11 protein-coding genes are annotated in these 13,196 nt (G+C 72.6%); 4 read left to right on the top strand and 7 right to left on the bottom strand.

Features of this window, described 5'->3' with window-relative positions; genetic code table 11:
* Window positions 1-159 precede the first annotated feature (159 nt).
* Complete coding sequence (locus tag ACFYXM_RS01590; RefSeq protein ID WP_389285793.1) at window positions 160-2,190, top strand: ATP-binding protein; 2,031 nt, start codon at window positions 160-162, stop codon at window positions 2,188-2,190.
* An 82-nt stretch (window positions 2,191-2,272) separates the two neighbouring features.
* Here the strand turns inward: ACFYXM_RS01590 and ACFYXM_RS01585 are convergent, their stop codons facing one another.
* From ACFYXM_RS01585 to ACFYXM_RS01565, 5 genes are all read right to left on the bottom strand, one after another.
* Window positions 2,273-3,028: a TetR/AcrR family transcriptional regulator gene (locus tag ACFYXM_RS01585; RefSeq protein ID WP_389285792.1), complete on the bottom strand. Its 756-nt coding sequence runs from the start codon at window positions 3,026-3,028 to the stop codon at window positions 2,273-2,275.
* 124 nt (window positions 3,029-3,152) lie between these two features.
* Window positions 3,153-3,977 (bottom strand): hypothetical protein, encoded by an 825-nt coding sequence (locus tag ACFYXM_RS01580; RefSeq protein ID WP_389285790.1) that lies wholly within the window; start codon window positions 3,975-3,977, stop codon window positions 3,153-3,155.
* Between the two features lie 258 nt (window positions 3,978-4,235).
* On the bottom strand, window positions 4,236-5,270 hold the full coding sequence (gene glnII, locus ACFYXM_RS01575) for a glutamine synthetase (RefSeq protein WP_389285788.1): 1,035 nt from the start codon (window positions 5,268-5,270) through the stop codon (window positions 4,236-4,238).
* Window positions 5,271-5,671: 401 nt separating this feature from the next.
* Complete coding sequence (locus ACFYXM_RS01570) at window positions 5,672-6,829, bottom strand: hypothetical protein (protein WP_389285787.1); 1,158 nt, start codon at window positions 6,827-6,829, stop codon at window positions 5,672-5,674.
* A complete protein-coding gene (locus ACFYXM_RS01565; protein ID WP_389285785.1) occupies window positions 6,826-8,499 on the bottom strand; it encodes a hypothetical protein in 1,674 nt (557 codons plus the stop codon). The genes ACFYXM_RS01570 and ACFYXM_RS01565 overlap by 4 nt, the downstream gene beginning before the upstream one ends.
* A gap of 247 nt (window positions 8,500-8,746) precedes the next feature.
* Between ACFYXM_RS01565 and ACFYXM_RS01560 the strand changes: the two genes are divergently transcribed.
* Window positions 8,747-9,661 (top strand): Gfo/Idh/MocA family protein, encoded by a 915-nt coding sequence (locus ACFYXM_RS01560; RefSeq protein ID WP_389285784.1) that lies wholly within the window; start codon window positions 8,747-8,749, stop codon window positions 9,659-9,661.
* A gap of 224 nt (window positions 9,662-9,885) precedes the next feature.
* Here ACFYXM_RS01560 and ACFYXM_RS01555 read toward each other — a convergent pair whose 3' ends face one another.
* Window positions 9,886-10,245 (bottom strand): arsenate reductase family protein, encoded by a 360-nt coding sequence (locus ACFYXM_RS01555; RefSeq protein WP_351524373.1) that lies wholly within the window; start codon window positions 10,243-10,245, stop codon window positions 9,886-9,888.
* A gap of 119 nt (window positions 10,246-10,364) precedes the next feature.
* Between ACFYXM_RS01555 and ACFYXM_RS01550 the strand changes: the two genes are divergently transcribed.
* Window positions 10,365-10,634: a hypothetical protein gene (locus ACFYXM_RS01550; protein WP_384416281.1), complete on the top strand. Its 270-nt coding sequence runs from the start codon at window positions 10,365-10,367 to the stop codon at window positions 10,632-10,634.
* Window positions 10,635-10,911: 277 nt separating this feature from the next.
* Here ACFYXM_RS01550 and glnA read toward each other — a convergent pair whose 3' ends face one another.
* On the bottom strand, window positions 10,912-12,321 hold the full coding sequence (glnA, locus tag ACFYXM_RS01545) for a type I glutamate--ammonia ligase (RefSeq protein ID WP_389285782.1): 1,410 nt from the start codon (window positions 12,319-12,321) through the stop codon (window positions 10,912-10,914).
* A 226-nt stretch (window positions 12,322-12,547) separates the two neighbouring features.
* On the opposite strand from glnA, the gene ACFYXM_RS01540 reads away from it, so the two are divergent.
* Window positions 12,548-13,015 (top strand): RDD family protein, encoded by a 468-nt coding sequence (locus ACFYXM_RS01540; protein ID WP_389285780.1) that lies wholly within the window; start codon window positions 12,548-12,550, stop codon window positions 13,013-13,015.
* The last annotated feature ends 181 nt before the right edge of the window (window positions 13,016-13,196 follow it).

Below are 13,196 nucleotides of genomic sequence, written 5' to 3'. Positions count from 1 at the left end.
AACCGCCGAAGAGTGCCGCACCTGAGCACCCTCCGGTACGCCCTTCCCACCCCCGGCCGGCCCCGGCCCCTTCTCCGGTACCCCAGGTCCCTCCCATGCCTGGGGCGTACGGACCAGGGGCCGGGACCGGCCGGTCCACCTGTTTCAGTGACGGTGACCATGGCGAGCGACATCCCCGAGGAGACGACGAGCTTTGTCGGACGGAAAGCGGAACTGGCCGGGCTCGAACGCACCGTCGCCGCTCACCGGCTGACCACCCTCACCGGAAGCGGAGGCGTCGGCAAGACCAGGCTCGCCGCCCGCGCCGCACGGCAGGCGGCCTCCGCGTACCGCGACGGGGCCCGCTGGGCGGACCTGTCCCCGCTGCACGACGACAGCCTGCTCATCGCGACCGTCTCCGACGCGGTCGGGCTCTCCGACCACACCCTGCGCATGCCCATCGACGCGCTGTGCGAATGGCTCGCCGACAAGGAGCTGCTGCTGGTCCTCGACTCCTGCGAACACCTGCTCCCGGCCAGCGCGCACCTGCTCGGCGAGGTCCTCACCACCTCGCCCGGCCTCACCGTGCTGGCCACCAGCAGGCAGCCGCTCGGTCTGCGGGGCGAACGGCTCGTCGAGGTCGAGCCGCTGCCGGTCGAGGGCGCGGGCGACGCGCTGACCCTGTTCCGGGACCGGGCCGTGGCCGCGGCCCCCGGACTCACCCTCCGCGCACCGGCCGCCACCGCGGCCGCCGCCGAGATCTGCCGCCGTCTCGAAGGCATCCCGCTCGCCATCGAACTCGCGGCCGGGGCCCTCGGCGGGGAGGGCGTCGAGCAGGTCGCCGCCCGGATCCGCACCCGCTTCGACGTGCCGGCCGACGACTCGGCCCTGCCGCCGCGCCACCGCACCCTGCGCACCGCCATCGGCTGGAGCCATGAACTGTGCACCCCTCTGGAGCGGCTGCTCTGGGCGCGGCTGACCGTCCTGCGCGGCGACTTCGACGAGGCCACCGCCCGCGAGGTCTGCGCCGACGGACCGCTCACCGCGGACGGGGTCACCGAGGCGCTGAACGGCCTGGTCGCCAAGTCCGTCGTCCGACGGGACGGCGCACGCCACCGGATGCTCGACACCATCCGCGAGTACGGGCGGATGTGGCTCGCCGAACTGGGCGAGGAGCGGGCCGCCGCCGACCGGCACGCCGCCTGCTTCCTCGGCCTGGCCCGCCGGGCCCACGCGGGCTGGACCGGTGACGACCAGGTCATCTGGTACCACCGCATCGCCGAGACGCACGCCGACCTGTGCGCGGCCCTCGACCATCTGCTGGTCCACGACACCGCGGCCGCCCAGGAGATGGCGGGCCGGATCGGCTTCTTCTGGTGCTGCTGCGGCCATCTGCCGCAGACCCGCGACTACGCGCGGCGCGCCCTGGACGTCGGCCCGGAACAGGGCCCGCACCGCACCCGCGCTCTGTGGGTGCTGGGCATGACCGTCATGCTCCAGGGCGACTACCCGGCCGCCCGCCGCCTGGGCCGGGAGTGCACCCGGTCCGCGTCCCGGGACGGCACCCACGAGGGCATCCTCGCCGCCGCCTACCTGTGCGGTCTCACCCACCTGATGACCGGCCGCCCCGAGGCGAGCCTGCGCCGGATCGACCAGGTCCTGCGCGTCGCCGATGCCGGAACCCGGCTCGAAGCCGCCTACCGGCTGCGCTGCCGCCTCATCACCGTCTTCGCCCTGACCAGCCTCGGCCGGCTGGACGAGGCGGCCGATGCGGCCCGCAACCTGCGCGCCGTCTGCGAGGCCCAGGACGAGCGCTGGACCCGCAGCTACGTCGACTACCAGCTGGCCCTGATCGCCCTGCTGCGGGGCGACGCCGAGACGTCCGCCGCCCACGCCCGCGCGATGCTCGCGGGCAAGCACCGTCTGCGCGACCGCTTCGGCATCGCGCTCGGGCTGGACATCCTGGCCGCGGCGATCGCCGCCCAGGGCGCCGGGGCCCGCGCCGCCCGGGTGTACGGCACGGGCCAGGTCTACTGGCGCATGGTCGGCCACCCGCAGCGCGGCACCCCCGAGCTGGGCCCGCTGCGCGAGGCGTGCGAACGCCGGGCCCGCGAGGCCGTCGGCGACGCCGCCTTCCAGCGCGCCTTCGAGCGGGGCCGGGCGGACAACGCGGAGGTCGGCCTGGCGGCGGCGCTCCAGGCGAACTGCTGATGTAGCGCGCGGGCGCCGGACGCCTCCGGGCCGCGGAACGCCGGGCCGCGAACCCGTCACGACGTGCCGGGCAGCAGGCTCGTCACGGGGCGCCGGTCCGTGGGTCCGTCGCGGTGGGCGTCGCGCGTTGCGCGGGAACGGCCGGTACGGCCGGTGCCAGCGCGGAGAGCCGTTCCAGCAGCTCGCCGAACGGCCCCTCCGCCGACTCCTGCGCGAGCACCCCCAGCACGATGCCCGCCACCTCGGTGTCGTACGCGGCGCTCACCGCGGCCAGCGCCGCGAAGTCGTGCACCAGCTGCGTCTCCAGCTCCTCGCGCGGGACACGCCGCCCATCCAGCCAGATCAGCGCCGTCGACTCGGCCAGCGAAACCCACGACCGCACGACCAACTCCAGCCGTGCCGGGGGGACCTCGACGCCGAGATGGGCCAGGATCTGCTCGTACGCCGCCTGCCGCACCCCGTCGATCACCGCGTTCGCCGTCGACGAGCCCGCCGCGGGCCCGCCCCGCATCAGGGCCGAGAACCCCGGGCCGTGCTCGTCGACGAAGTCGAAGAACCGCTTCATCACCTTCAACAGCCGCTGGCCGAGGGGTCCTTCACGCGGTTCGACGAACCGAGCCGTCAGCTCGTCCGCCGCCCGCCGCAGCGCCGCCTCGTACAGGCTCTGCTTCCCGGGGAAGTAGTGGTAGACCAGGGGGCGCGAGATCCCGGCCGCAGCCGCGATCTCGTCGATCGACACCTCGTCCGGGGCGCGGTTGCTGAACAACTCCAGTGCGACATCGATCAGTTGCCGCCTGCGCTCCTCGACGCCCATCCTGCGCCGCACCCCGGTCGTCATGGTGGACAGCGTACCCAGTGCCGTGATCGGCGGGAGGTGGCGGGCCGGGCCGCCGACGATCCGTGGAGCCGGCGCGTGCGACCGTGCCCTTCGGGCGGTGGCCGCCGGTCCCGCCGCCAGGAGTTCACCGGCCGCTCCTCGTGCGAAGCGACGGATCCGGATCCAGGTCCCGTTCACCTGCGGGGCCGGGGACGCGCGGGCGTGCGGGGGAGGTGTCGCGCTCCTGGCCGTGGCCCGGCGGAACCAGCAGCGCCCCGCACACCAGCAGCGCCGCCACGGCCGCCATCGCCGCCTTCGCATACTGGTGGCGGCGCGGCAGGTCCGGAGGGCGGACGTGGAGGGCGCAGGGGTCGAACTCCGGGGAATCGAGCAGCCGGTGAGGCGTCGGCACACCGTCCGCCTCGGTGAGCGCCGCGTGCGGGTCCGCCACCCCGGCGGTGGTGAGCACCCGTCGCACCCGGGCGTCGGGCAGCCGTTCCAGGCCGCGCAGGACGCAGGCGGCGCGCCCCGCGCCGGAGAGCTCCGACAGGGCGTGCTCCAGGGCGAGTTCGTCCGGTCCGCCCGAGTGCGGCACCAGCCGCAGCCCCCACACCTGCGGCAACGACGCCGCCGTCCGGAGGCGGTGCCACGGGCGTTCCGCCTTCAGCGCCGCGCGCACCACCAGCCCCCGGGCGTACGCGTGGAGCGGATCCTCCGACGCCATCGGATCGCCGGGCAGGTGCGGCGACGGGATCCCGGAGCGGTCCGCGTCCGCCGTCCGGTGCGCCGACAGCAGGGCTCGCTGGGCGAGGGCGTGTGCCGTCAGCACCCGCCGATGACGGCCGAGCGACCGCGGCAGCAGCAGATATCCCAGCCGGGCCAGCCGTGGATAGTGCTCGACGAGCGCAGCCCCGGCCCGCCCCGCATCGGCCCGGGCGTCCGTGGAAGCTGTCTCGGGCAGTGGGCGCACAATCAGCAGAACGAACGGATCGTGCGATGGTCACTCCGGCCGCGTTCGACCGGCTCCCGGTCCGGGGCATCGGCCCGGTTCGTCCCGGTCCGGTGGACACCCGGACCGGGACGGACCCGCGCACGGCCCCGCTCCCCGCCTCAGGGAGCGTACTTGTACCCGACGCGCCGGACCGTCTGGATCGAACGCCGGTGCTCGGCCCCCAGCTTGCGGCGCCGGCCCGCCGGGCTCGGGGAAGCCCGGCGGACCGTGCCCGGATCAGACCTGGCCGGCCTTCTCCAGCGCGGTGCAGCAGGTGTCGACGATCAGCCGCGTGACGACGTACGGGTCGACGTTGGCGTTCGGCCGGCGGTCCTCGATGTAGCCCTTGCGGTCCCGCTCGACCTGCCACGGGATGCGGACCGAGGCGCCGCGGTCGGAGACGCCGTAGCTGTACTCGTTCCACGGGGCGGTCTCGTGCAGACCGGTCAGACGGTCGTCGATGCCCGCGCCGTAGTTCTTCACGTGGTCCATCGGCTTCGAGCCCTCGCCCATCGACTCGCACGCGGTGATGATGGCGTCGTAGCCCTCGCGCATCGCCCTCGTGGAGAAATTGGTGTGCGCGCCCGCGCCGTTCCAGTCGCCCTTGACCGGCTTCGGGTCCAGGGTCGCGGACACGTCGAAGTCCTCGGCGGTGCGGTACAGCAGCCAGCGGGCGATCCACAGCTGGTCGGAGACCTCCAGCGGGGACAGCGGACCGACCTGGAACTCCCACTGGCCGGGCATCACCTCGGCGTTGATGCCGGAGATGCCGAGCCCTGCCCGCAGGCAGTTGTCGAGGTGCTTCTCGACGATGTCGCGGCCGAAGATCTCGTCGGCGCCGACGCCGCAGTAGTAGCCGCCCTGCGCGGCGGGGAAGCCGCCCTCGGGGAAGCCGAGCGGACGGTGGCCGTCGAAGAAGGTGTACTCCTGCTCGATGCCGAAGATCGGCTCCTGGCCGGCGAACCGCTCGGCCACCTCGCGCAGCGAGGCGCGGGTGTTCGAGGTGTGCGGCGTCAGCTCGATGTCGAGGACCTCGCACAGGACGAGGATGTCGTCGCCGCCCCGGATCGGGTCCGGACACACGAACACCGGCTTGAGCACCAGGTCGGAGGAGCGTCCCTCGGCCTGATGGGTGCTGGAGCCGTCGAAGCCCCAGAGCGGCAGCTCCGCCACCTCCCGCGAGGCGCCCGCGGTCATGATCTTCGTCTTGGAACGGAGCTTGGCGGTCGGCTCGGTGCCGTCGATCCATATGTACTCGGCCTTGAACGTCACGGAAGCCATCCTTTGCGGGTCCTGCGGTGGTGCGGTCGGGTTTCTGCCGTCCTCAGAGTCGCAAGCCGCGATTTCCCGTCCGTTGCCCGTATGTGAACCCGGTGTTACCGAAAGAGCTCGATGATGCCGCAACAATCGGGCGTTACCGGGACGATCGGTATGACTGGGACGGCCGGGTGTTACGACCTGGGGAGCAATAGGGAGCGGGCTCCCGACGCCCTGCGACTCCGCCTCCCGCGTTGTCGTCGGTCACCGACGCTCTGCGTCGCCTCCCTCCTCCGCCTTGGATTCGAAGCCGCATGACGCCGCTCGCTGATCCACTCCCTATTGTTCCCCAGGTCGTTACCGGGAGGACGGTGTGAACCCGTGCCACCGGGGGAACCGCGAGGGCGGACCCGGTGCTACCGAGGGATTCCGCCCGGTGCCCGGTGCCTGAGCAGCGACTCGAAACCGGCGGACCGGATCCGGCGCACCAGCTCCTGCTCACTGGTGCCCAGGGCCGCCGCCGCGCCCGCGAGCCGCCAGTCCGCGGCGGCGAGCCGGTGCAGCAGATGGCCGCGCCTGATCTGCGCGTCCGACAGCCGGAACGTCTTCAGGTACGCCACCCGCCCCTTGTGATCGGTGATCGTCTCCCCGATGTGCCTGCCGTCCCCGTCGAGCCGGAACGGCGGCAGGAACCGCCACAGCGTGAACGACCCCATCCGGTACACCCGGTCGAAGGCGTACGACGTGTCCAGCAGCTCACGGGCGAACACCGTGTCATGAGCCTCGGCCCAGGCCCGCTCCTGGTCCCGTGCCGCCGCCCGCAGACCGGCGAGCGTCCGCAGACGCGGACCGTCGTCGATCCGCGCGGCGAACTCCGCCACCGGTCCGCCGTACAGCGCGTAGTGGTGGACCAGTTCCCCGTACATGTCCTGGACCAGCGAGCCGTGCAGCAGCCGGTAGTCGTCCGGATGCGGCACCACGAACGCGGCGGCGAGCGCGTCGGCCGCGTACACCATCACCCCGCACTGGCCGGGGTGGATCTCGAAGGTCCGCAGCGCGTCACCGAGCCCGAGCACCGACCACCCCATGTACGCGCTCTCGGCGCGCGGCGAGAGCCCGTCGCGCAGCGCCTGGCGCGACCACTCCTCCCAGGCGACGGAGGGGCCCCCGAAGTGCAGGGCCAGATACCCCTCCAGGGCGAGGTGCAGCGGCAGGAACCGCAGCCGGTCGCCGGGCTGCCGCTTGGCCATCCGGTGGTGACGGCCGCGCTGGAGCCGTACGGTCCGGGGCGGCCGGTCCCGCGACGCGGTGTCCGCCCCGGGACCGAGCTGCGTCCCGTACGCGGCGGTCTGCGCCCCCTCGCCGGACCAGTCGGCGACGAAGCCGTGCGGGATGTAGGAGATGTAGTGCGTGCGCGGACCGACGTCGACGACGCCGGTCGCGGAGCCCGCGTAGACCTCGCGGTGCAGCCGGAGCCCCTCGACGGGCTCCTCGCGGACGAGCGGCACCAGCCGGATGCCGCCCCACATCTGAGCGGGCCGGGTGACGAGCCCGGTCGTTTCGAGCCGGTTCACGACACGTCCCCCGTACGCCGGGCGTCGTCCGTCCCACGGGCGGCGGCGGAACCGGCGACGGGGACAGGGGCAGGGGCAGGGACGGCTGCGGGACGTCCGCCGACGAATCGTTCGACCCGGCGGTCCAGATAGGCGTACAGGGCATCCGCCCCGCTGCGCCCCTCGGCGAACCGGGCGATCTCCACCAGCGCCGGCAGGTCCTCCGCGTCCCGGATACCGGCCGTGGGCACCTCCCCGGCGAGCCGCCGCACATCAAAACCGTCCGCGTCGTACACGGGGTTCACATGCACCACCGCCGTGCGCCGGTCCGGATCGAGCCGGGTCCGCCACACGCGCAGCACCTCGCCCGCGAGACCGGGCGGTGCGTTGTCCCAGCCGTCCGACACGATGACCAGCCGGCCCGGTCCGTGCTCCAGAGCGTCCAGCACACGGCTGCCCAGCGGCGTCGGCCCCCAGGGCCTGGCCAGCAGCGGATCGGTGCCGCCCGAGGTCCACAGCCCGGTGTACGCGCCCGGCGCGGACAGCGCCTCCAGCAGGAAGTGGCAGCCCAGCGCCACGGCGAGCGGGCGGCGCCGCGTCTCGCTCGACCCGGAGGACGAGTAACTGTCGTCCAGCACGCCCGCCACCTTCCCCCAGCTCCCGGCCTGCGGACCCGCCGCGCGCCGGGCGGCGGCGCGCAGCGCACGCGTCAGCTCCGCGCGGTGCGCCGACCGTACGTCGAAGCCGAGCGACAGCACGTACAGCGCGAGCCGGGTCAGCGGCATCACCGTCAGATCGACGTCCGCGGGCAGCGGCGCCTGCGCCGAGGGGCCGCGCCGCCCCGAGGCCCGCAGCCGTTCCACGCTCCGCAGTCGCTCCAGCCGGGTCATCCGCGGGATCATCCGCTTCAGGAACACCTCGCGCTTCATCCCGTGCCGGGCGGCGAAACCCTCGGCGACGGTGAACGGCAGTTCCGCGACGGCGCCCTGTTCGTAGTGGGCGCGCCGCCACGCGTCGAGCAACGGGTGCCGGTAGCGGGGCCGTCGGCCGGGCCGGAACAGGAAGTCGCCCACTTCACCGGCCTCGTCGTTCTCACCGGAGCCGGAGCCGGAGCCGGAGCCGGAGCCGGAGCCGGAGCCGAACCGGAAGTGGGCATGGCGGGCGGCCGTCTTCAGACCGGTGCGGTACTTCACCGCGTCGTGCGCCGGATCCGGCCGGGCGGCCAGCCAGTCGCGCATGATCGCGCGGGTGCGCCGGTTGTTCACCCCGGCCGTGCGCAGCGCCCGGAACAGCTTGTAGACGCGCTGCGGCGGCAGCTTCGCCAGCCGGGCGGCGATCAGCCGCCCCTCGGCCCGTTTCTCCTGCGCCGTCGCCTCGGCAGAGGTCTCCAACAGCCCCTGGACGATGCGCACGGCGTTGTGGTCGTTGATGTCGAGGGCCAGCGCGGCGGCGTACACCCGGCGGTAGTTGATGCGTACGTACGCGTGAAGGAAGTCCAGCGAGAGCCGCTGCTGCTCGGCCGTCGAGCGGAAATCACGCCGGCCGGTGGCGGTGATCGCCGCGTTCACGAAGAGGAGTACGTCCTCCGCCGCGACGAGACCGGCGCCCGTGCCGGAGTCTCCAGCCCCGGCCCCGTCCCCGTCCCCGGCTGCGGCCGGGGACGCGGTCGTGCTCGTGTACGTGTCCGTCATGGTTCCCCCGTGGTGTCGCGCGCCGCCGTACGCGGGGGCGGCGAGGCGCCGGCCGGGGAATGGGGGCGCGAACAGCGAAATCTTTGCTTCAGAGGCAAGTCCCGGAAGTCGCGGCCGGAGTCCCGCGGCCGGCCCCGCAAACGTAACCGGCGACCTCACCCCGTGCCAACCGCGATACGGGTCCGGGGCGGCACGCTCGGGGCGCCACGGCACGGGTCCGGAACGGGGGACCGGGCAGACTTGCTCCATGACGACACATTCCCCGATTCCTCTGCGCATCGGCCTCGTCGGTACGGGCCCCTGGGCCAGGAACACACAGGCACCCGCCCTCGCCGCCCACCCCGACGTGGTCCTGAGCGGCGTGTGGGGCCGCCGCCCCGAGGCGGCGGAGGCGCTGGCCGCCGCCCACGGGACCACGGCGTACAGCGACGACACGGGCCTCGACGGGCTCTTCGCGGCCAGCGACGCCATCGCGTTCGCCGTCCCGCCGGACGTCCAGGCCCATCTCGCCGCCCGCGCCGCGGCGACCGGACGCCACCTGCTGCTGGACAAGCCGGTCGCGACCACCGTCGCGGGAGCCCGCGAGGTCGCCCGGGCCGTGGAGCAGTCCGGGGTCGCGTCCGTCGTCTTCTGCACCCTGCGGTTCGCCCCCGCCACCGCCGCCTGGATCGACGAACAGGCGGCCGTGGACGACTGGTTCACCGCCCGCGCCCAGTGGATCGGAGCCCTGTACGCCCCCGACACGGCCAACGAGTACGCGGCCTCGCCCTGGCGCCGCGAGAAGGGCGGACTGTGGGACGTCGGCCCGCACGTCCTGTCGGTCCTGATCCCGGTGCTGGGCGACGTGACCCAGCTGACCGCCGCCCGCGGCCGGGCCGACACCACCCACCTGATCCTCCGCCACACCTCCGGCGCCTCCAGCACCGTGACCCTGGCCCTGGGTGCGCCGGTGGGCGCGGTGGGCACCGAGATCGAGCTGCGCGGCGAACAGGGTGTCGTCACCCTGCCGCGATGGAGCGACGCGGTCGGCTCGTTCCGGGCGGCCGTCGACGCGCTCGTCGACTCGGCGCGCACGGGGGAGCCGCACCCGTGCGACGTACGGTTCGGGCAGCGCCTGACGGAACTGCTGGCCGAGGCGGAGGAACAGGCGGGGAGGCGGTAGGGGAGCGGCGCGGTACCGGGCGGGTGCGGGGGACGCCACAGCGGCGGCGGGACCGCGGGCTGCTGGACGGGACAGGGACAGGGGAAGCCGGGCGCGGCCACTTGGGCGCACCCGGCACCCGGCGCCCGGCCAGGGCCCGGTGGCCCGCTGATGCCCGACACCCGGCCAGGGCCCGGCAACCCGCCTCGCCTCAGCGCCCCCTTCTCCTCAGTGCCTCACCCTCCTCAGCGCCCCAGGGCGTCCCGTACGGCCTCGTCCGTACGGGCCACGACGGCCGTCCCGTCGTCGGCCGTGATGATCGGCCGCTGGATCAGCTTCGGATGCCCGGCGAGCGCCGAGATCCACCGCTCCCGCGAACCGGCCTCGCGCGGCCACTCCTTGAGCCCGAGGTCCTTCGCCTCCGCCTCCTGCGTACGCGTGATGTCCCACGGCTCCAGCCCGAGCCGGTCGAGCACGTCCCGGATCTCGTCCGGCGACGGCACGTCCTCCAGGTAGCGGCGGACGGTGTATTCGGCACCCTCGGCGTCGAGCAGATTCACCGCGCTGCGGCACTTCGAACAGGCGGGATTGATCCAGATCTCCATGGTGCCAACGGTACGGGAGAAACCCTTCAAAGTGCCGCTGGCCAGGGCCGATTGTCAGTGGTGGGCCGTAAAATGGAGGGAGTTCGTGAGGGTTCCACGACCGTGCCAGGAGGATGCCCATGGCCGTTGCCGCAGTCACGACCGAGCAGTACCACAAGCCCTTGAGGAAGAAGCCGCTCCCCGCAGGACGGCCCCGCGAGTGGTACATCACCCACAACCGCCGCCTGAAGGCGATGCGCCTGGCGATCGCCCTGCTCGACACGGGCGTCTACTATCCGTCGACCGCGACCGACCGCAGGATACGCGCGACCGCCGAGCGCATCGGTATCCACCCGCCGTCCGACACCACCTGCCGCATGGTCCGCTCCCTGATCCGCCACGGCCGCTGACGGCCGTCCGCCGACCCGCCCGTCCGCCCATCGACCGGAGCCCGCACCCCGGGGCGCGGGCTCCGGTCCGACCCGCCCCATTACCAGGAGACCAAGAAGGCTGCCGCCACACACAGAGCCTCGACAAGGCAGCGAGGGCCGCCACCCCGGCTATGGGGTAGCGGCCCTCGCTGGAGCTTCTGACAAGTCAGTCGACCGGCCCGGCGATCACAGCCGGTTTCCAGGACTTCGGCCCAGGTAGCCGGGCCCGCTCCTTACAGGCCGAAGTACAGCCCTTCTACAGATCGAAGTACAGCTCGAACTCGTGCGGGTGCGGGCGCAGCTGGATCGGGGCGATCTCGTTGGTGCGCTTGTAGTCGATCCAGGTCTCGATCAGGTCGGCCGTGAAGACGCCGCCGGCCTGGAGGTACTCGTTGTCCGCCTCCAGCGCGTCCAGGACGGCCGGGAGGGAGGTCGGGACCTGCTGGACGTTCGCGTGCTCCTCGGGGGCCAGCTCGTAGAGGTCCTTGTCGATCGGCTCGGCGGGCTCGATCTTGTTCTTGATGCCGTCGAGACCGGCCATCAGCAGCGCGGAGAAGGCGAGGTACGGGTTCGACGACGGGTCCGGGGCGCGGAACTCGACGCGCTTGGCCTTCGGGTTGGCGCCGGTGATCGGGATACGCATCGCGGCGGAGCGGTTGCGCTGCGAGTACACCAGGTTGACCGGCGCCTCGAAGCCGGGGACCAGGCGGTGGTAGGAGTTCACCGTCGGGTTGGTGAAGGCGAGCAGCGACGGGGCGTGCGTCAGGACGCCGCCGATGTAGTAGCGGGCCATGTCCGAGAGGCCCGCGTAGCCCTGCTCGTCGTAGAAGAGCGGCTGGCCACCGGCCCACAGGGACTGGTGGACGTGCATGCCGGAGCCGTTGTCGCCGAAGATCGGCTTCGGCATGAAGGTCGCGGTCTTGTTGTTGCGCCAGGCGACGTTCTTCACGATGTACTTGAAGAGCATCAGGTCGTCGGCGGCGGCGAGCAGCGTGTTGAACTTGTAGTTGATCTCGGCCTGGCCGGCGGTGCCGACCTCGTGGTGCTGGCGCTCGATCTCCAGACCGCTCTTCTCCAGCTCCAGGGACATCTCCGCACGCAGGTCGGCGAAGTGGTCGACCGGCGGGACGGGGAAGTAGCCGCCCTTGTAGCGGACCTTGTAACCCCGGTTGTTCTCCAGCGCGCCGGTGTTCCAGGCGCCGGCCTCGGAGTCGATGTGGTAGAAGCTCTCGTTCGACGACGTCTGGAAGCGGACGCTGTCGAAGACGTAGAACTCGGCCTCGGGGCCGAAGAACGCGGTGTCGGCGATGCCGGTGGAGGCCAGGTACGCCTCGGCCTTCTTGGCCACGTTCCGGGGGTCGCGGCTGTACTGCTCGCCCGTGATCGGGTCGTGGATGAAGAAGTTGATGTTGACGGTCTTGTCGCGGCGGAACGGGTCGACACGGGCGGTCGACAGGTCCGCGCGCAGCGCCATGTCGGACTCGTGGATGGCCTGGAAGCCGCGGATCGACGAGCCGTCGAAGGCGAGGTCGTCGGCCGGGTCGAAGGTCGCCGCCGGGACCGTGACGTGCTGCATCACTCCGGGCAGGTCGCAGAACCGGACGTCGATGAACTTGACGTCATTGTCCGCGATGTACTTCTTCGCGTCGTCGGCGTTCTGGAACATCCAACTCCTCCTACTCCCGGCCCGGGAGGGACGGGGTTGTAGCCCATCGTGCGGCCAGTGCGGTGGCACGCGCTGGTCCCGACCATAGGTAGACCGGATTTCTCAATCATGACCCATTTGTTTCGCAGAAGTTAACCGGGCCGTGCGCGGGCGGTGCCTCTCGCCTGTTCGACGGTGCGCGGACCCGCCCGGCCGTGGCCGCGTACGGGCGCAGTACCGTGGTCGGGTGGACAAGAGGCAAGTAATCGGATCGTGGCTCTCCGGACCGCGCGCGGCCGCCGAGGAGATGGGGGTCGACCTCGGCTACCGGGGCAAGCGGCTCGGACTGCCGGAGGACGGGCCGGGGTCCGTGGCGCCGCTCGGCCGGCGCTTCGGCGCCCTCTTCATCGACTGGGCCCTGTGCATGCTGATCGCGTACGGGCTGTTCGCCCGCGGCGACCAGCAGGCGGTCGGGAACTGGGCCCTCGGCGTCTTTTTCGTGCTGAGCGTGCTCACCGTGGGGACCATCGGCTGCACGCCCGGCAAGCGCGTCCTGGGCATCAGGGTCGTCGCCGAGAACGGCGGTCGGCTCCCCTTCGGGCGTGTCGTCGTCCGCAGCCTGCTGCTGTGCCTGGCCGTTCCCGCCCTGGTCTGGGACCGCGACGGGCGCGGTCTGCACGACCGCCTGTCCCGCGCGGTCCAGGTCCGTATCTGAGTCCGGGCCGTCGTCCGGGTCGTCCGGCGGCATGGGACGACCGGCATGGAACGACCGGCGCAGGACGGTGGAAAAGAGGGTGGGGGGGGGGGGCCGGGGGCGGGCAAGCACACCACCGACAGAGACGGCTCCAACACGTAGATCACGATGAGATCCACCACCACCACCGAGATCACCACCA

It is taken from the genome of Streptomyces sp. NPDC002476 (assembly GCF_042889785.1).
GTDB lineage: Bacteria > Actinomycetota > Actinomycetes > Streptomycetales > Streptomycetaceae > Streptomyces.
Note: the sequence above shows the minus strand (reverse complement) of the source record. Positions and strands in the feature narration are given on the sequence as shown.